Genomic DNA, 18,388 nt, shown 5'->3' on the forward strand with positions numbered 1-18,388 from the left:
CGGCGGTGCGCGCGACGCCCCTGGGCACAATCCCGCCATGTCCACCGACGCGCCCCGCATCCTGCTGATCGACGACGACGTGCATCTCGGGCCGCCGCTCGCGAGCTACTTCGCCCGCTTCGGCTGCACGCTCGACTGCGCGCTGCGGCCCAGCGAGGGGCTGGCCAGGCTGCGTGCCCACCCCTACGACGCCGCCATCCTCGATGTCATGCTGCCGGAGATGGACGGCTTCGCCCTGTGCCGGCAGATCCGTGCCGACAGCGACATCCCCATCGTCATGCTCACCGCCCGCGGCGACGTGATGGACCGTGTGGTTGGCCTGGAGCTGGGCGCCGACGACTACCTGCCCAAGCCTTTCGAGCCGCGCGAGCTGGTGGCGCGCGTGCAGACCATCCTGCGCCGGCAGCGCGTGCGCCCCGCCGCGGCGCCGGCGTCTGCGCAGCGCCATGACTTCGACGGCCTGGCCATCGACCTCGATCGCCGCGAGGTCCTGCGCCATGGCGAGCGGCTTGAGCTGACCGGCACCGAATTCGAGCTGCTGGCCCTGCTCGCCTCCGAGCCCGGCAAGGTGTTCAGCCGCGACGACATCCTCAACCGGCTGCGCGGCCACGAGGCCGACCTGTTCACCCGTGCGGTGGACATCGTCGTCAGCCGCCTGCGCCGCAAGCTGGAGCCGCTGGACTGCATCAAGACGCTGCGTAACGCCGGCTACACCCTGGCCGTCGGCCGCGTGGTCGAGGAGGCGGGTTCGACCCCGGCCCGTCCCCCCGTCCGCCCTGAGCCTGACGAAGGGCAGAACGGCGCGCAAGCCACCGCCGACCGGCCGCCCGGCGCTGGCTCATGACCTCCCACCGTCGCGCCCCGGCCGATCCCGCCTGCGACGGCCTCGTGCCGCGGCGCTTCCAGCGCCGCCGCCGCTGGCGCCAGCGCTGGAGCCATTCCCTGCGTCTGCGGCTGGTCACGCTCTTCGTGGTGCTGGCGTTGGCGATGACCATCGTCTTCCTGGGCGGCTTCCGCGCGGCCTTCGGCAGCACCGGCTGGCGCGCCGTGGCCCAGCCGCTGCTGAGCGACTACATGGGCCGCGTGGTCGACGAGATCGGCAGCCCGCCCAGCGTCGAGAAGGCGCGCGAGCTGGCCGCGCGGCTGCCCATCTCGCTGCGCATCAGCGGGCCGGTGGTCAACTGGGCGTCCGACCCCGACGACGAGCGCCATCGCCGACGCGACTGGCTCACCCCGCGCGTGCCCACCGCGCCCGGCGAAGACCCCTGGTACGTGCGCCGCACCGCCGACGGCCACCGCATCACCTTCGGCTGGAGCCCGCGGCTGATGCAGCAGGCCAACGACGGCTTCGACGGGGCGATGGTGGCGCTGGTCGTCGGCCTCATCCTGCTGGCCTACGGCGTGGTCCACAAGCTGCTGCGACCGCTGGAGGACATCCGCGCCGGTGCCGAGCGCTTCGGTCGGGGCGACTTCTCGCGGCCCATTCCGCTGCGCCGCCGCGACGAACTGGGCGAACTGGCGCAGCACATCAACACCGTGGCCGAGGACATCAAGCGCATGCTCGACGCCAAGCGTGCGCTGCTGCTGGCGGTGAGCCACGAGTTGCGCTCGCCGCTGACACGGGCCCGGCTCAATGCCGAACTGCTGCCCGAGACGCCCGACGGTGCGGCCGAACGCGCCGCACTGCTGCGCGACCTCAACGAGATGCGCGACCTCATCAGCGACCTGCTCGAAGGCGAGCGCCTGTCCAGCCCGCATGCGGCCCTGCAGCGTGAGCCGGTCGACCTGCCGGCCCTGGCCCGCGAGGTCATGCAGGAGCTGGTCGCGCGCGGCCTGCCCTTGGCCGAGGCCGTGCAGGTGGACGCCGCCTCCGACCTGCCGGCGCTGTCGCTGGACCGGGCGCGCGTGCGGCTGCTGCTGCGCAACCTGCTGGCCAATGCGCTGCACCACGGCGCCGGACCGCAGCCGCCCCGCCTGTCGCTGCACCGCGCACCCACGGCGCCGGATGAGCCCGACGGCGTCTGCATCGAGGTGCGCGATTTCGGCCCCGGTGTGCCCGAGGACCAGCTCGAACGCCTGGCCGAGCCCTTCTACCGCCCCGACAGCGCGAGGGCGCGCGGTGCCGGCGGCGGGGGCGTGGGGCTGGGCATGTACCTGTGCCGGCTGGTGGCGCAGGCCCACGGCGGCCGGCTCGACCTGCGGCTGGCGAAGCCGGGACTGGCGGTGACGGCGCTGCTGCGCTGATCCGCTGACGCCAGGGCGAGCGCACCCGCCGTTGCGCCGCCCGCGGCCCCGTCGCCGGCCGTGCGTGTTCTGCCGTTTGCCGCGTCGCGCATCGGCGAGTGGTGCGCAGGCCTGCCGGTGCTGTCGCCTGCGCAACCAGCCGCCGCCCGGCCCCTGGCTAGCATGCCCGCGACCGTCCGCTCGGCCCCGAAGACATCGCACCAGGAGACACCCGAATGACCGCCACCCCCGCTGCCACCGCCAACCGCCAGTTCCGCCTGGCCCGCCGCCCGCAGGGCGCCGCCACGCGCGAGGACTTCGACTTCGTCGCCGACGCTCCCATCCCCGCGGTGGAAGAAGGCGGCGTGCTGGTGCGCACCGAACTGCTGTCGCTCGACCCTGCCATGCGCGGCTGGATGAACGAGGGCCGCAGCTACATCCCGCCGGTGGGCATCGGCGAGGTGATGCGTGCCGGCGGCATCGGCCGCGTCGTGGCCTCGCGCAACCCCGGCTTCGCCGAGGGCGACGCGGTATCGGGGCTGCTCGGCATCCAGGACTTCGCCGCCTTCGGCCATGCGCAGATCCAGCGCGGCGACGTCCGCCGCATCGACCCTGCCGCCGGCACGCCCGGCCAGTGGCTCAACGTGCTGGGCATGCCGGGCATGACGGCCTACTTCGGCCTGCTGGACGTGGGCCTGGCCAAGGCGGGCGACACGGTCGTCGTCTCGGGCGCCGCAGGTGCCGTGGGCCAGACGGTCGGCCAGCTGGCGAAGATCAAGGGGTGCCGCACCGTCGGCATCGCCGGCGGCCCGGCCAAGTGCGATTGGGTGGTGAAGGAGCTGGGCTTCGACGCCTGCATCGACTACAAGGCCAGCCCGCAAGCCGTGCGTGAAGGCCTCAAGCAGCATGCGCCGCGCGGCGTGGACGTGTACTTCGACAACGTGGGCGGCGACATCCTCGACACCGTGCTCGCCAAGCTGGCACCCAAGGCCCGCATCGTCATCTGCGGCGCCATCAGCCAGTACAACAACGCCAACAGCGCGCCCACCGCCGGTCCGCGCAACTACCTCAGCCTGCTGGTCAACCGCGCCCGCATGGAAGGCATGGTGGTCTTCGACTACGCCGACCGCTACCCCGAGGCCATCGCCGAGCTTGCGGGCTACCTCAAGGACGGTCGCATGAAGAGCCGCGAGGACGTGGTCGACGGGCTGGAGAACTTCCCGGAGGCGCTGGCCAAGCTCTTCTCGGGCGGCAACTTCGGCAAGCTGGTGCTCAAGGTGGCCTGACACCGGCGGGCCGTGCGTCCGCGTTACGCTGCAGGCCCCATCCGTCCTTGCCCCAGGAGCATCTTTTGCCCATGAAGCCTGCGTCGCCCATCGCCGCCGTCCTGCTTGCCGCCTGCGCCGCCACCGCCCATGCGGCCCTGCAGGAGGACTTCCGCTGCCTGAGCTCCTCCGGGCCCAGGCCGATCTCGCTGGAGTTCCGGCAGGTCGTCGACACCAACGTCGAGTGGAGCGGTGGCTATGTGCTCTACAAGGGCTCGAAGAAGGCCATCCCCATCGTCGTCGCCAGCAGCCGCACCACCGACCGGCCCGAAGGCCGGCCCTGGGCCTTCGAGGACCGCTGGGTCGAGGTGCTCGAGGGCAGGATCAACGGCGTCTACACCGTGCGCCGCCAGGGCGCCAACATCACCGACTTCACCTACACCTCGGCCAAGGACGGACGGGTGTTCTCCTTCTCGCAGGACATCGCGCACACCGGGACGCAGTCCTGCAACTGGTGAGCGCCCCCTTCCTGCGCCGGCGCCTCTGCAGCGCCAGACCATGACCACCGCCAGCTTCGTCGCCACCCACGCCGGCTGAGCGGCCGCGGTGCGGCAGCGACTGCTCGACACGCGGCGCTGCGCCCACCTCGGCCACGCTCGACCGCATGGGCGACCTGGCACAAGGCGAAGGGGCCTTTGCCGTTGTACCGTGTTCGCGTCACAGGGCGGCTGCGGCCGATGAGGGAATCATGAGGACCTACAACGTGTACACGCATCCGACGCACGGCCTGGAGGCCGTGAAGGTCGGCTTCTCCTGGCCGGCCTTCTTCTTCGGCCTCTTCTGGATGCTGTTCAAGAAGCTCTGGCGGCGCGCCGGCCTGTGGTTCGCGGTCTATCTCGTCCTGGCGCTGATCGAGAGCGCCACCGACCGCGCGCCCGAGAGCGGCGCCCAGGCGCTGGTCTACCTGCTGCTCAGCGCGGGGTACTTCGTGCTGTGGCTGCTGCCCGCCTTCAAGGGCAATGCCTGGCGCGACGCCGACCTGGTGCGCCGTGGCTACGACAGGCTGGCGACGCTGGAGGCCGACACGGCGGATGCGGCCCTGGCGCATGCGGCCCGGCCGGTGTGAACGAAGTGCCTCGCCGCGGCGTCCCCGGATGAAGGGGCCATCGGCTCGATCACGGCGAACCTCGTGATGGGCCGCTTCAGCTGCCGCGCAGTCGCGTGGCCGTCAGCTTGTCTGAAGAGAATCGACGGCTCACCGACGAATGAAGGGTGGTCGCGCGGGCCATGCCAGGCCGCCGGCGGTACTGAAATCACTTCGACATCCTGTCCGCGACCATGAACGCCCTCCAAGTCGCCATCCTGGCCCTCATCCAGGGCGCCGCCGAACTGCTCCCCGTTTCCAGCTCCGCGCACGTGATCGCTGCGGAGAAATTGATGGGGCTGGACCCGACCACGCCCGAGATGACGATGCTGCTCGTCATGCTCCACACCGGCACGATGTTCGCCGTCATCGCCTACTTCTGGCGCAGCTGGAAGAAGGCCTATTTCGGCTCATGGGCCTCCTTCAGGCAGAACGCGACGGCCGTGGCGCTGGCCACGGTCTGCACGGGCGTCGTCGGCCTCGGGCTGCAGTTCGCCATCAAGCATTGGGTGCTGGCGTCCGATCCCAACTTCGAGATCGAGCACCTGTTCGGCAATTCGCGCCTCATGGCCGCGGCGCTGGCCGCGGCGGGCGTGCTGATCATTGCGGCGTCCTTCATCCCCGAGCGGGCCGGCCGGCGCGTCGGCGGCCCCTCGGCGATGCTCATCGGCGCCGTGCAGGGGCTGTGCCTGCCTTTCCGCGGCTTCTCCCGCTCGGGGGCCACGATCTCCACCGCCATGGCGGCGGGCATCGAACGGCGAAAGGCCGAGGAATTCAGCTTCGCCCTGGCCGTCGTGCTGACGCCGGCCGTCATCGTCAAGGAGGCGCACCGGCTGCTCACGGCCCCGGCCACCGGCCATGCGGTGGCCGTGCACGACCTCGGCCGTGTGCTGGCGCCGAGCGCCTTCGGCATGGCGCTCAGCTTCCTCGCGGGCCTGGCGGCGCTGCGCTGGCTGTCGTCCTGGCTGGAGTCGGGCCGGTGGTACCTGTTCGGTGCCTATTGCCTGGTGGCCTCGGCCTTTGTGCTGTGGTTGGGGTGAGCTGAAAGCGCAAAAAGGCGCAGCGGACGGGTCAGGGGCTCAGCCCTGGCCCTGGCTCGTCGGCCGCCACGCCCGCTCGAAAGGGAGGCGCCACGCATGCGGTGCGATCAGCTGGTGCACCGGCTTCGGGCCCCATGAGCCGGGCTGGTACAGCCGCACCGGCGGCGGCGCCTCCAGCAGCGGCTGCGACACCTCCCACAGCCGCTCGATGCCCTCGGCGGTGGTGAACAGCGTGCGGTCGCCGCGCATGGCGTCCAGGATCAGCCGCTCGTAGGCCTCCAGCACCTCGTGCACGTAGCCGGTGTCGTTCATCGCGAACTGCAGGCTCAGCTTGTCCAGCCGCATGCCCGGGCCGGGGCGCTTGCCGTAGAACGACAGCGACATCTTCGACGCGTCCGCCAGGTCGAAGGTCAGGTGGTCGGGCCCCTGCGAGCCCACGCCGCTGCCGGCCGGGAACATGCTCTTGGGCGGCTCGCGGAAGGCGATGGAGATCACGCGCTGCCCCTCGGCCAGCCGCTTGCCGGTGCGCAGGTAGAAGGGCACGCCGGCCCAGCGCCAGTTGTCGATGTGGCACTTGAGGGCGACGAAGGTCTCGGTGTCGGAGTCCGGGTCCACGCCTTCCTCCTGCCGGTAGCCGGCGTACTGGCCGCGCACCACGTCCTGGGGCGGGATCGGCAGCATGCTGCGGAAGACCTTGTTCTTCTCCTCGCTGATGGGCGCCGGTTCCAGCGAGGTGGGCGGCTCCATGGCGACGAAGCCCAGGATCTGGAACAGGTGCGTGACCACCATGTCCTTGTAGGCGCCGGTCTGCTCGTAGAAGGCGCTGCGCTTGCCCAGGCCCAGCGTCTCGGGCACGTCGATCTGCACGTGGTTGATGAAGGTGCGGTTCCAGATCGGCTCGAACAGGCCGTTGGCGAAGCGGAAGGCCAGGATGTTCTGCGCCGCCTCCTTGCCCAGGAAGTGGTCGATGCGGAAGATCTGCTCCTCTTCGAACACCTCGTGCAGCTTCGCGTTCAGGTCGCGGGCGCTGGTCAGGTCGGTGCCGAAGGGCTTTTCCATGACGATGCGCGCGCGCTCGACCAGGCCGGCCTCGCCGAGGGTGCGCACCACGGGCAGCGCGGCCTTGGGCGGCACGCTGAGGTAGTGCAGGCGGCGGGACTCGGTGCCCAGTTCCGCCTCGGCCCGGGCCACGGCCTCGGCCAGCGCCGGCGCGCCGGCCGACAGCGGCACGTAGTCGAGCGTGGCGGCGAAGGCCTCCCAGGCCGCCTGGTCGACCTTGCGGCTGCCGAACTCGTCCAGCGCGGCGCGGGCGAAGCGGCGGAAGCCCTCGGCATCCAGATCGTCCAGCGAGCAGCCGACGATGCGCCAGGCGGGGATGAAGCCGGCACTGCACAGGTGGAAGAGGCCGGGCAGCAGCTTGCGCCGCGCCAGGTCGCCGGTGGCGCCGACGAGCACCACCACCTGGGGAAAGCGTGGGCCCACGCCGGGTTGGATCTTGGCCATGAACGATGTCCTCTCTTCTGGAATGTGCGGGTGTGACAGCGGGGGATGGATGGATTGTTCTTCACGAAGGCATGCGCCGGACGCCTGCCTTGTGCCATCGGCCATAGCGAATTCAGTGCCAACGAAGCGCTCTTCGTCGTCCCGCCGCGCGCCGGACACGCTGTTGCAGCGTCACACGCGACATTCTTCACGCAGAGGGCCCGCGCGTGCGCCGCGGGTGCTGCGGGTGCCGTGGGGCGGGGGCGACGCCGTTCAGCGCGCCCGCGAGCCCATCACCGCCGCCGACACGATCATTGCGGCCGCCACCGCGATGCCGCCGGTCAGCGGCCGGCCGGTCACCACCAGCAGCAGGGTCGTCGACAACAGCGGCGTCAGGTAGCTCAGGATGCCGATCTGTCGCGCATCACCCGTCTTGAGCGCCCGGTCCCAGAAGAAGAAGGCCGCGCCCAGCGGACCCAGCCCGCACAGCGCCACCAGCGCCCAGTCGCGCGCCGACAGGCTGGTTGCCGGCTCCAGCAGTGCATGGCAGGCCAGGGCCAGCAGCCCGGAGACCAGCCCAAAGGCGCCGATGGCCGAGGTGGGAAAGGCCGGCACGCGCTTCGTCCACAGCGAATAGCTGGCCCAGATGAAGGCCGAGCCCAGCGCCGGCACGAAGCCCCAGGCGAAGCCGGTGGCGCCGCCCGGGCTGCGCGCGCCCAGGATCGCCACCGCCGCGCCGGCAAAGCCCAGCAGCGCCGCCACCACATGCAAGGGCCGGAGCGCCGTGCCGGGCAGCAGCACCGGCGCCAGCACCACCATGCCCAGCGGCCAGAGGTAGTTGACCAGGTTGGCCTCCACCGGCGGCGCATGGCGCAGCGCGATGAACAACAGGAAGTGGAAGCCGAAGAGCCCGTAGACACCCAGCGCCAGCGTGCGCGGCGGCACCGCCCAGGCCCGCCGGTCGCGCAGCACCAGCGGCCAGCTCGGCAGGCTGCCGATGATCAGCGCGGCGCCCGTGAGCAGTAAGGGCGGCACATGCGCAAGCGCGGTGCCCAGCGAGGCCAGTGAGGCCCACAGCGCGATGGCGGCCAGGGCATGCAGGGTGGAGGCGGAGAGAAGGCGCATCCGCCGAGCTTAGGCGGGCGCATCGTCGCGCGCCGCCGGTCTCTCGTCGCGCGACTGCGATCTGGCAAGGAGGGAGAGGCCTCGGGCGGTGGGCCGCTCGGGGACGAAAGCGGCGCCAGCGTTCACACCTTGTCAGGCCCGCCCGGGCAGCATGCGGCGCAGGGTGTTGTCGCGCAGCACATGGTGGTGCACCAGGGCCGCGGCCGTGTGGGCGCCCACCAGTGCATAGCCCACGCTGGCGCCGGCCTCGTGCACTTCCTTGATCAGGTGGGCCAGGTTGGGCGCCGGCGGCAGCGGCGAAGGCAGCGGCATGCCGAAGAAGGCCACCGGCGTGCCCTTGGCCGCCAACGAGAGCCAGCCCAGCAGCGGCATCGCCAGCATCAGCCCGTAGAGCGCGAACTTCATCCAACGCGCCAACTGCTCCTGCCAGACGGCCGGCGCCGGCACGATGGCGGGGCGGGGTTGCCGGGCCACCAGCGCGAGGCGCAGGCAGGCCAGCGGCAGCACCAGCAGACCCAGGCTGTAGTGCAGCCCGCGCAGCAGGAGGTAGGTGTCGCTGCCGCGCGGGAAGTTGTCCGAGCCCAGCATGCAGCCGTAGACGGCGACGATGAGCAGCGCCATGCCCCAGTGCAGGGCGATGGCGGAGGGTGTGTAGCGTGGGTGGGAGCGTGTGGCGGTGGTCATGGCGGGCGCATCGTGGAATGAGGCCCTGGCGGGCCGGGCGGCCGGTGCGGCCCGCGGAAGGCGAGGCGGCATGGGCCGGAACGGGCGCCATGGTCCCTCCAGGGCATTTAGGCAGTCTTAAGACGGCGCGCGGCGTTTGGTGTGCGTCAAAGGCAGGCCGCCGCAGGCTGGCAGCGCGCCCGACCGGGAAGACGGTGCCCTTCAGGTGCGCCAGCCGCCGTCGCGCCGCAGCGCCGCCGTGAGCGCTGACGGCGAGCGGTAGCCCGTGCGGCGCGCCGTCTCGGCCACCGCCAGGCCCTGGGCGCGCAGGTGGCGCGCCTGCGCCAGGCGCAGGGCGCGCAGCCAGGCCAGCGGGCTCAGCCCCTGCTCATCGCGGCAGCGCTGGGCGAACTGGCTCGGGCTGAGGCAGGCGCGCGCGGCCAGGTCCTCCACGCCCAGGGGCCCCTGCCAGTGGGCCGCGGCCCAGGCCGACAGCGCCGCCCAGTCGATGGGCCGGCCGCGCAGCCGCCGCGAGGGCGGTGCGGTCCAGGCTTCGCACAGCAGCCAGGGAGCCTGGGCCAGCGCCAGCGCCGCCGGCTGCGGCTGGGCCAGACACAGTCCCAGGTAATGCGCCAGTGCCGCCGCCCGTGGGCCCTCGGCGGCGCGGCCCGCATGCGGCGTCCAGGCCGCGTCCCGGGTGTCCAGCACCAGGCAGCGGCTGGCGCCCGCCTCGGCCTCGAAGTCGTGGCGATCGCCCGGCGCCACGACGAAACCCTGGCCCGCGGCCAGGCGCCGTCCCCGGCCCTCCACCTCCAGCGCCAGCACGCCCTGCAGCGCCACCAGCACCTGGAAGTGGTCGTGCGCATGGCTGCCGCGCGACGGGCCGTAGTCGCGCAGCGAGAGGGCGGCGGGCGTCGGCCCGCTGCTGACGGCGGAGCGCCACGTCATCGGCGTCAGGGCGCGACGCTGCGCAGCACCTGCGGTGCCACGCGAGCCACACGGATGAGCGTCTGTGCCGCGCCGGAGGGCTGGGAGCGGCCCTGCTCCCAGTTCTGCAGAGTGCGCACCGACACACCCAGCAACTGTGCGAACTGCGTCTGCGACAAACCGACGCGGGCGCGTGCATCGGCAGCGTCGGGAATCTCCACGCGCGTGACGCGGGCGGCCCGACCGGCCTTCATGTCCTTCACGGCCTCCAGAAGATCGTTCTGGAAGGCCTGCATTTCCGCATCAGCGTTTCGGCGGGGCATCGTCGATCTCCTCTCGCAGTTGAACCAGGAATTCGGTGGGCAGCGTGTCGAAGCGCGCTTTGGTGTAGCCGATCAACAGCCAGACCTGGCCTTCGTCCAGCAAGGCATAGGTGATGACGCGCGCGCCGCCTCGCTTGCCCGCACCGGCGCGCGACCAGCGCACCTTGCGCAGCCCGCCAGAACCCACGATCAGGTCGCCGGCCAGCGGGTTGCGGGCGATCCAGTCGATGAAGGCCTCGCGCTCGCCCTCTGCCCAGATCGCCGCCATGCTGCGCACGAAAGCCCGCGTTTCGCTCACCGTGAACATCGGTCGATCATACGCGAGAAGCGTATAGCAACCCGAGAGTCAGTTTGAAGGGGCCGCGGCCCAGCGCTCCCGCAGCTCGCGCTTGAGCACCTTGCCGATGGCGCTGCGCGGCAGCTCGTCGATGAAGCGCAGGCCGGCCAGACGCTGGGTCTTGCCCAACTGCTCGTTGGCCCATTCGCGGATGGTTTCGGGCGCGGTGGTGTCGCCGGGCCGGTGGACCACGTAGGCCACGGGCGTCTCGCCCCATTGCTCCGAGGGAATGCCGATCACCGAGCAGTCGGCCACGGCCGGGTGGCGGCGCAGCACGGCTTCCAGGTCGCTGGGGTAGAGGTTGAAGCCGCCGCTGATCACCATGTCCTTCTTGCGGTCGAACAGCGTGAGGAAGCCGTCGGCGTCGAAGCGGCCCACGTCGCCAGTGCGGATGAAGCGCTTGCCGTCGGGCGCGAACCATTCGGCCTCGCGCGTCTTGGCGGGCTGCTTGTGGTAGCCGACCATCATGCCGGCCGAGTGGCCCACCACCTCGCCGGCCTCGCCCGCGGGCACCTCGCGGCCCTCGTCGTCGATCAGGCGGATGTCGCTGCCTGGCGCCGCGCAGCCGACGGTGTGCAGCTTGTCGGGGTGGGCATGCGCCTCCAGGATGCAGGTGCCGCCGCCTTCGGTCATGCCGTAGAACTCGATCAGCCCGCCCGGCCAGCGCGCCAGCACGTCGGCCTTGAGCTCGGCGCGGAAGGGCGCGCTGGTGCAGAACTTGGCCTGGAAGCGCGACAGGTCGTGGCGGTCGAAGTCCGGGTGCGCCATCAGCCGCTGGTACTGCACCGGCACCAGCATGGTGTGCGTCACGCCTTCGCGCTCGGCCAGCTGCAGGTACTGGCCCGCGTCGAACTTGGGCATCAGCCACACGCAGCCGCCGAAGGCCAGCGTGGGGAAGAACACCACCAGCGTGGTGTTGGAGTACAGCGGTGTGGACAGCAGCGTGACCGACTCGGGGCCGTAGCCGTAGACCGCACCGCGCTGGATGTGGGCCCAGCGCATGCCGTGGCCCTGCACGATGCCCTTGGGCTCGCCGGTGGTGCCCGACGAATAGATGATGTTGAAGGGCGTGGCGGGCTGCACCTCGGCTGGCTGCGGGGTGGCGCCTTCGGGCGCGAGCCAGTCCGCCAGCGGCCGGGCGCCGGCCACCTCGCCCTGCAGCGCGATGCGCGGCGCGGCGGACTCGCCCGCATCACCCATGGCCGCGTTGCCGACGGCATCGACGAACACCAGGCGGGCATCCGCATCGCGCACCATGCGCGCCAGGCTGTCCGGTGCGCTGCCGGGGGCGAGCGGCGCCACCGCCACGCCCGCGCGCAGGGCGCCGAGGAAGACGCAGACGTAGTCCACCGAGGCATTGGCGCAGACGGCGATGGCATCGCCCACGCCCAGCCCGTCGCGTTGCAGGGCGGCGGCGACGCGGTCCATGCGGGCGTCGAGCGCGGCGTAGTCGAGCCGGCCGTGCGCATCGGCCAGGGCCGCACGGCCGGGCCGTTCGCGGGCATGCGCGCGGATGAGGTCGGACACGGTGCCGAAGGCGTGGTCGGCCACGAATTGCTGGGTGGTCATGAAGCGTCTCCTGAGGGCGCGGCCGGCTGCGGCCGTTCTGCCGGCCAGCATAGCGGCGTGGTCTTGCGCGGCCTGTCGCCTGCTTGCCCGCCAGACTGCGCTTCAGTTCCCCAACGGCCGCAGCAGCAGCGCCACGTCGTCCTCGGTGAACAGCAGCCGGTCGCCGCTGGCGCCGCCTTCGAGCAGGCCCTGCGACAGTGCCGCCTTGCGCGCCTGCATGGCCAGGATGCGTTCCTCGATGGTGCCTTCGGCCACCAGCTTGTAGACCATCACCTGCCGCTGCTGGCCGATGCGGTGGGCGCGGGCGGTGGCCTGCGCTTCGACGGCGGGGTTCCACCACGGGTCGTAGTGGATGACGGTGTCGGCCTCGGGCAGGTTCAGGCCCGCGCCGCCGGCCTTCAGGCTGATGAGGAAGAGCGGCACGTCGCCCCGGGTGAAGCGGGCGATGGCGGCCTCGCGGTCGGTGGTCTTGCCAGTGAGCGTGGTCCAGCGTAGGCCGCGCTCGCGCAGGGCGGCCTCGATCAGCGACAGCATGCTGGTGAACTGCGAGAACAGCAGCACGCGCCGGCCTTCCTCCAGCATCTCGGGCAGCACGTCCATCAGCCATGCCAGCTTGGCCGACTGGCGCACCTGCTGCGCCGCCGGCAGCGACTTGACCAGGCGCGGGTCGCAGCACACCTGCCGCAGCTTGAGCAGCGCATCGAGCACCTGGATCTGCGAACGCGCCAGCCCGCGCTCGGCCAGCGACTCGCGCACCTGGCGCTCGGTGGCCAGGCGGATGGTCTCGTACAGGTCGGCCTGCGGGCCTTCGAGCGTGACGGCGCTCAGGGTCTCGATCTTGTCGGGCAGCTCCTTGGCCACGTTCTGCTTGGTCCGCCGCAGCAGGAAGGGCGTGACGCGCTTGCGCAGCTGCTCCAGGCAGGCGCTGTCGCCATGCCGCTCGATGGGCGTGCGGAAGACCTCGCGGAAGCGCGCCTGGCTGCCCAGGAAGCCGGGCATGAGGAAGTGGAACAGGCTCCAGAGTTCGCCCAGGTGGTTCTCCAGCGGCGTGCCCGACAGGGCCACGCGCTGGCGCGCCTCCAGGCTGGCGGCCACCTGCGCCACCTGCGAGTCTGCGTTCTTGATCTGCTGCGCCTCGTCCAGCACCACCACGTGCCAGGCCTGCTTCTGCCAGAAGACGCGGTCGCGCGGCAGCAGCGAATAGGGCGCGATGACCAGGTCCGTGCCGCCGAAGCCGCCGCGGCCATGGCGCTGCGGTCCGTGCCACACGGCGGTGCGCAGGGCGGGCGCGAAGCGCGCGGCCTCGCGCCGCCAGTTGCCCAGCAGGCTCAGCGGTGCCAGCACCAGGCAGGGCCTGTCCAGGCGGCCATCTTCCTTCTCGCGCAGCAGGTGCGCCAGGGTCTGCAGCGTCTTGCCCAGGCCCATGTCGTCGGCCAGGATGCCGCCGAGCCGGTGGCGGCGCAGGAACTGCAGCCAGTCCAGGCCCTGCTGCTGGTACGGACGCAGGGCGGCCTGCAGGCCGGCCGGTGCCGGCACCGTGGGCAGCGCGGCGTCGCCGCCCAGTTGGCGCAGCAACTCTCGAAGGCGGTCCGCGCCGTCCCACACCGCGCCGTCGTCCAGCGTGGCGCCGATGCGCAGGGCCTCCACCTGCGTCAGGCGCAGCGTCGCGGCCTGCTCCCAGTCGGGGGCGGGGCGCTCGGCCACGAGGTCGAGCAGGGCCTGCAGCCAGGGCTTGAGCGGGGCGGAGGGCAGGCGCAGCCAGCGCCCGTCGGGCTGCTCGCGCCACAGCCAGTCGGGCAGTTGGGGTCCGTCGGGGCCGTGTTCGATCTGCGCCAGCAGGCCCGGCAGCCAGGGCAGCACGTTGTGGCGCTCGCCGTCGATCTCGATGCCCAGCGACAGCTCGAACCAGGGCGAGGCGGAACGCTCGTCCGGGGCTTCGCCAGCGGGCGCCGCGTCCTCGGGCGTTCCTTCCACGATGCGCAGCGCCAGTGCATGGGGCGGCTCGGCCAGGCCGCGCAGGGCGGGGTCGGGCTCGACACGGAAGCCGGCATTCGTCAGTGCGGCCCAGCCGCTCACGGCCCAGTCCAGCCAGCGTGCCGCCGAGGCACCGTGCCAGCGGCCGAGCGCGTCGACCGACAGGTCCAGCGCCTGCAGGCGCTGGCGCGCCCACTGCTCGGCGGCCAGGTCGCGCTGCAGCAGCACGCGGCGCCCGTCGTGCTCGGCCAGCACCCGCGCTGGATGCTCCGGCCAGTGGCCGCGCAGGCCGCCGTAGTCGAAGTCCAGCAGTGCGACGAGCAGGCCGCGCGCGGCGCGCTCGGCCGGCGGCACCGGCCGCAGGCGCAGGCAGGGCTGCGGCAGGCTGACCGGCCAGGGTTCCGGATGGTCGGCGCGGGCGGGCAGTGGCATGCCCAGCTGTCGCGGCAGCAGCTCGGCCTGCGCATCGTCGAAGGCTGACTGCGGCAGCGGCCCCAGGGTGAGCAGCTGCGTCAGCTGCGCGGGCGACATGCCCGCGGCCTCGGCGACGCCGCATTCGCCGGCGGCCCGGTCCAGGTACAGCGGCGGCAGCGCGGCATACAGCGTGCGGCCTTCCGCCGGCTCGGCCAGGACGGCTTGCAGCATCCAGGCCGGCGCATCGCCCAGCGTGGCCGGCGCCCAGTGCCAGCCGATGGCGCGCGGCGCCCCCCAGCGCAGCGGCGCGCCCTGCGGCCGGCCCTCCGCATCGGCCAGGAAGAGCTTGCCGGTGCGGGCCGCGGCCTGCAGGGCCGAAGGGGCCTCCGCCCCCTGCAGCAGACCGCTGGCCGTGTGCAGGTAGAAGGCGCCGCCGAGCCGGCCGATGTGGGCCAGGCAGTCGCGATCGGACTCGGACAAACCACTGCCGGGCAGGCCCAGCCGCACCATCGCATCCGCATCAGGCGAGCGCAGCCGGCCCCAGCCGCCACGCTTGAGCGGCCTGGCCAGCCGCCAGGCGAGCAGCGGCCGTGCCGGCTCGCGCGGGCTGCGGCGGCTTTCCTGCAGCAGGTAAATCGGAGGATCGCTCTCGGGCGCGGCCGGTGGCGGTACCAGCTCGTCAAACAGGCCCAGCGAAGGCGGCAGCCCCGAGGGCACAGCGGGTGGTGCGGGCCGGGGCGGGGAGGGCGGCTCGGCGCCGCGCACGGTGCCGCTCTGGTAGGCGGCCTTGAGCGTCAGGGCCACCGCATGCCGGCAGCGGCTGCCGGCGGCGCAGCTGCAGTCGCTGCCGAAGCTGGCGATGCGGCCATCCGCGTCCAGCTCCAGCAGCACGCTGCATTCGTGCACCTGCCGGTCCTCGCCCTGCACTTCGCCCTCGATGCGCCATTCGCTGCGGCTGGCCGGTGCGAGCGAATGGCTGACGACCTGCTGGCGCCGATAGGCCTCCAGGCCCCGTTGGTAGGCGGCAACGGGCAGGTGCTGGGCGAGTGTGGCGGGGGCGATCAGGAAGGCGGCGCGCATCGGGGCCCGGAGTGTGCCCCAGATGCGTGGCGGCGCCGCTCAGGGCATGGACATGCCACCGCGCGGCATGGCGCCTTCACCGAAGCCCATGCCCGGGCCCGGGCCCGGGCCCGGACGTGGCGCGCCGCAGCCTGCCTCCGCGTCGGGGCGCGGCATCGGCGGGCCGCCGGCGGGGCGCATCATGCACTGGGCATGGGCCTGCGGTGGCGGGGGTGGCGGCAGCATGATGCAGCCGGAAAGTCCGGCGGCGAGCAGGGCGGCCCCTGCGGCGGCGAGTGGTCGGAATGAAGCCATGTCTTGCGTCCCTTCTGGGTGTTTGGAGGAAGACATCAGTGTTGGCGCCGACCTGGGAGGCATTGCGCAGCGGGGTGGCAAAGTGCACATCCCACCGCAGACCGACGCGCGCCCGCCACACTCGCGGGCACGGGACGCGCGGCCGCTCAGCCGCGGGGTGCGGCCGGCGCCGGAGGCGCCTCGAAGGAGAAGCCCACGCCGTAGACCGAGCGGATCCACTCGTGCTCGGGCGCCGCCTGCGACAGCTTGCGCCGCAGGTTCTTCACATGGCTGTCGATGGCGCGCTCGGTGACGTCGACATCGTCTTCATAGGCCAGCTCCAGCAGCCGTGCGCGCGAGAAGATGCGACCCGGCTGCCGGGCCAGCACGCGCAGCAGCGAGAACTCGCGTCGGGTGAGGTTGAGCGGCTGCCCGCCGAGCGAGGCATGCCAGCAGCTCTCGTCCAGCTCCATGCCGTGCGCGGCGGCGGCCACTTCCTGCGGTGCGCGCGTGCGGCGCAGCACGGCGGCCACGCGGGCCACCACCTCGCGCGGGGAGAAGGGCTTGCACACGTAGTCGTCGGCGCCGTGGGCCAGGCCCAGCAGGCGGTCGACCTCTTCGGTGCGGGCCGTGAGCATGATCACCGGGTGCTGCGTGTGCACCCGCGCCTGCTGCAGTACCGACAGGCCGTCCAGCCCGGGCAGCATCACGTCCAGCAGCGTGAGGTCGGGCGGGGTTTCCAGCATGTGGCGCAGCGCCTCGCGGCCGTCGGCCACATGGTCGGTCTGGTGGCCCTCGCGGCGCAGGTAGTCGCGCAGCACGTCGGCGATGTCGGTTTCGTCTTCGACGATGAGGATGCGGGTCATGAGGGTTCGGTGTCCGAAAGGGGAAGGAAGAGGGTGATGCGCAGGCCGCCGAGCGGCGATGCGCCGGCCTCGATGTCGCCGCCGTGGGCGTCGACGATGGCGCGGCAGATGGCCAGGCCCAGGCCCGAGCCACCCAGCGCGCGGTTGCGCGAGGCCTCGGCGCGGAACAGGCGGTCGAACAGGCGCGGCAACTCGTCCTCGGTCACGCCGGGGGCGCTGTCGTCCAGCTGCACGACCAGGGCCGGGCCGCCGTCCACCCGGTCGATGCGCGCCTCGATCGCCAGGCGGCCGCCCGCGTCGGTGTAGAGCAGCGTGTTCTCCAGCAGGTTGATCCACACCTGGCTGAGCTTGCGGGCCTCGCCCAGCACGCGGGGCGCCCGCTCTTCGGCCAGGCGGCCCACGCTGTCGGCCTCGACCGCGATGTCGGCCTGCGCAAAGCGATCGCGCGTGGCGGCGAGTGCCTCCTGCAGCAGCGTGAGCGGGTAGGTGGGCGCATGCTCGCGCAGCGTGGTGCCATGGCTGTCCATGCTGTGCCGCAGGTCGTCCACCAGCTGGGTCAGGCGCATCACCTGCCGATGCAGGCGCAGGGCGGTGCGGTCGTCGAAGCTGCGCACGCCGTCCTGGATGGCCTCGATCTCGGCACGCATGGCCGCCAGGGGGGTGCGCAGTTCGTGCGCCACGTCGGCCAGCCAGGCGCGCCGGCCGGCTTCGGCCTTGTCCAGGCGGTCGGCCATGGTGTTGAAGGTGCGGCCGAGCAGGGCCAGCTCGTCCTGCCCCTGCACGTGCACGCGCGTGCCCAGCCGGCCGCGGGCCACGGCCCGGGCCGCGTGGGTGAGGTCGTCGATGGGCGCCAGCCAGCGCCGGCCGACCAGGCCTGCGATCAGCAGCGCGGCCACGAGGCCGACCGCGCCTGCCAGCGCGATGAAGCCCGAGTGCCGTGCCAGGAAGGCGCGGTCGGCTTCGTGCTCCAGGCCCTGCATGGGCGCCAGCAGCAGCTGGCCGATGATGACCGTGCCGCTGCGGATGGGCAGGTGCGCCGCTGTGGCCGGGTCCACCTTGGCGCCCACCACCAGCTTGCCGGCCGTGTCGACCACCGCCAGCCGCTTGAAGATCAGATCGGGCGGGCCACCCTCGCCGCGGGGAAAGGGAAAGAACCAGGGCGGCGCGACGCGGCCGCCCGGCTCCAGGGGCGAGGGCGGCTCGCGGTCCTCGCCGAAGGGCAGGGTCCAGCCGCCACCGCGCGAGGACCGGTCCCAGAGGCTGGGCGGGCGTTCGCGTGGCGCCAGCGAGGCCGGGTCCACCTCGCCGCGCTGGAGCCGGTTCCATGCCTCCTCATTGCCGCGCAGGCGCGACCAGTTGCCATTGGCCACGTAGTGCTGCTGCAGCCGCTCGGCCAGCCAGCTCAGCCGGCGGATCTCGATCTCGGCCACGTACGGCCCCAGGCCGCTGCGCAGCGAGAGCATCGATGAAACGGCAAAGGCCACCATCAGCGTGAGCAGCAGGGTGGCCAGGGCCAGGAAGAGTTTGCGCGTGAGCGTCAGGCGGGGCATTGGGCTGCCGCCGGTCGCGCCGATGGCCGGAAGGGCCAGGGCAACTCGCCGGGCGGGGGGGCGTGCTGGACGATGGGGCCGAGGGTAAACAAATCCTGGTGACTCGGGTGCGGGTCGGCAGTGCACGGGCTCC

Annotated in this window: 17 protein-coding genes; 6 read left to right on the forward strand and 11 right to left on the reverse strand. The window is 72.4% G+C overall.

What is annotated here, in order from left to right; genetic code table 11:
* The first annotated feature begins 37 nt into the window (after positions 1–37).
* The 6 genes from KBC94_RS25545 (at position 38) to KBC94_RS25570 (ending at position 5,672) form a co-directional block, all read left to right on the forward strand.
* Positions 38–844: a response regulator transcription factor gene (locus KBC94_RS25545; RefSeq protein ID WP_294377118.1), complete on the forward strand. Its 807-nt coding sequence runs from the start codon at positions 38–40 to the stop codon at positions 842–844.
* Positions 841–2,244 (forward strand): HAMP domain-containing sensor histidine kinase, encoded by a 1,404-nt coding sequence (locus KBC94_RS25550; RefSeq protein WP_294377121.1) that lies wholly within the window; start codon positions 841–843, stop codon positions 2,242–2,244. The genes KBC94_RS25545 and KBC94_RS25550 overlap by 4 nt, the downstream gene beginning before the upstream one ends.
* Positions 2,245–2,459: 215 nt before the next feature.
* Positions 2,460–3,509, forward strand: coding sequence for an NADP-dependent oxidoreductase (locus tag KBC94_RS25555; RefSeq protein ID WP_294377125.1), 1,050 nt, complete (start codon positions 2,460–2,462; stop codon positions 3,507–3,509).
* Between the two features lie 71 nt (positions 3,510–3,580).
* Complete coding sequence (locus tag KBC94_RS25560; RefSeq protein WP_294377128.1) at positions 3,581–4,006, forward strand: hypothetical protein; 426 nt, start codon at positions 3,581–3,583, stop codon at positions 4,004–4,006.
* Positions 4,007–4,236: 230 nt separating this feature from the next.
* Positions 4,237–4,614, forward strand: a complete 378-nt coding sequence (locus KBC94_RS25565) for a DUF2628 domain-containing protein (RefSeq protein WP_294377131.1) — start codon at positions 4,237–4,239, stop codon at positions 4,612–4,614.
* 212 nt (positions 4,615–4,826) lie between these two features.
* Positions 4,827–5,672: an undecaprenyl-diphosphate phosphatase gene (locus tag KBC94_RS25570; RefSeq protein WP_294377134.1), complete on the forward strand. Its 846-nt coding sequence runs from the start codon at positions 4,827–4,829 to the stop codon at positions 5,670–5,672.
* Positions 5,673–5,711: 39 nt separating this feature from the next.
* On the opposite strand, the gene zwf is transcribed toward KBC94_RS25570, so the two are convergent.
* The 11 genes from zwf to KBC94_RS25625 all read right to left on the reverse strand — a co-directional run bounded on the left by zwf (position 5,712) and on the right by KBC94_RS25625 (position 18,255).
* Positions 5,712–7,175, reverse strand: a complete 1,464-nt coding sequence (zwf, locus tag KBC94_RS25575; RefSeq protein ID WP_294377137.1) for a glucose-6-phosphate dehydrogenase — start codon at positions 7,173–7,175, stop codon at positions 5,712–5,714.
* Between the two features lie 252 nt (positions 7,176–7,427).
* A complete protein-coding gene (locus KBC94_RS25580) occupies positions 7,428–8,279 on the reverse strand; it encodes a DMT family transporter (protein WP_294377139.1) in 852 nt (283 codons plus the stop codon).
* A gap of 132 nt (positions 8,280–8,411) precedes the next feature.
* Entirely contained in the window at positions 8,412–8,963 is a 552-nt protein-coding gene (locus KBC94_RS25585) for a cytochrome b (RefSeq protein WP_294377142.1), read from the reverse strand.
* Between the two features lie 201 nt (positions 8,964–9,164).
* The gene (locus KBC94_RS25590; RefSeq protein ID WP_294377146.1) at positions 9,165–9,890 is read right to left on the reverse strand and encodes an AraC family transcriptional regulator; all 726 of its coding nucleotides are present in this window, start codon (positions 9,888–9,890) and stop codon (positions 9,165–9,167) included.
* A 5-nt stretch (positions 9,891–9,895) separates the two neighbouring features.
* The gene (locus tag KBC94_RS25595) at positions 9,896–10,192 is read right to left on the reverse strand and encodes a helix-turn-helix domain-containing protein (protein WP_294377149.1); all 297 of its coding nucleotides are present in this window, start codon (positions 10,190–10,192) and stop codon (positions 9,896–9,898) included.
* Positions 10,173–10,499, reverse strand: a complete 327-nt coding sequence (locus KBC94_RS25600; RefSeq protein ID WP_294377150.1) for a transcriptional regulator — start codon at positions 10,497–10,499, stop codon at positions 10,173–10,175. Before KBC94_RS25600 ends, KBC94_RS25595 begins: the two co-directional genes overlap by 20 nt.
* A 39-nt stretch (positions 10,500–10,538) precedes the next feature.
* Entirely contained in the window at positions 10,539–12,098 is a 1,560-nt protein-coding gene (locus KBC94_RS25605; RefSeq protein ID WP_294377153.1) for a class I adenylate-forming enzyme family protein, read from the reverse strand.
* 102 nt (positions 12,099–12,200) lie between these two features.
* Positions 12,201–15,566 carry a DEAD/DEAH box helicase gene (locus tag KBC94_RS25610; protein ID WP_294377155.1) on the reverse strand — a complete coding sequence of 1,122 codons (3,366 nt, stop codon included), beginning with the start codon at positions 15,564–15,566 and terminating at the stop codon, positions 12,201–12,203.
* Positions 15,567–15,605: 39 nt separating this feature from the next.
* Entirely contained in the window at positions 15,606–15,860 is a 255-nt protein-coding gene (locus tag KBC94_RS25615; protein ID WP_294377157.1) for a hypothetical protein, read from the reverse strand.
* Positions 15,861–16,006: 146 nt separating this feature from the next.
* Positions 16,007–16,705, reverse strand: coding sequence for a response regulator (locus tag KBC94_RS25620; RefSeq protein ID WP_294377160.1), 699 nt, complete (start codon positions 16,703–16,705; stop codon positions 16,007–16,009).
* Positions 16,702–18,255 carry an ATP-binding protein gene (locus KBC94_RS25625; RefSeq protein ID WP_294377163.1) on the reverse strand — a complete coding sequence of 518 codons (1,554 nt, stop codon included), beginning with the start codon at positions 18,253–18,255 and terminating at the stop codon, positions 16,702–16,704. Before KBC94_RS25625 ends, KBC94_RS25620 begins: the two co-directional genes overlap by 4 nt.
* Positions 18,256–18,388: the final 133 nt, after the last annotated feature.

Origin of the sequence: Pseudacidovorax sp., from assembly GCF_017991995.1 — a bacterium.
In the GTDB taxonomy this organism is placed as follows: Bacteria; Pseudomonadota; Gammaproteobacteria; order Burkholderiales; family Burkholderiaceae_C; genus Xenophilus.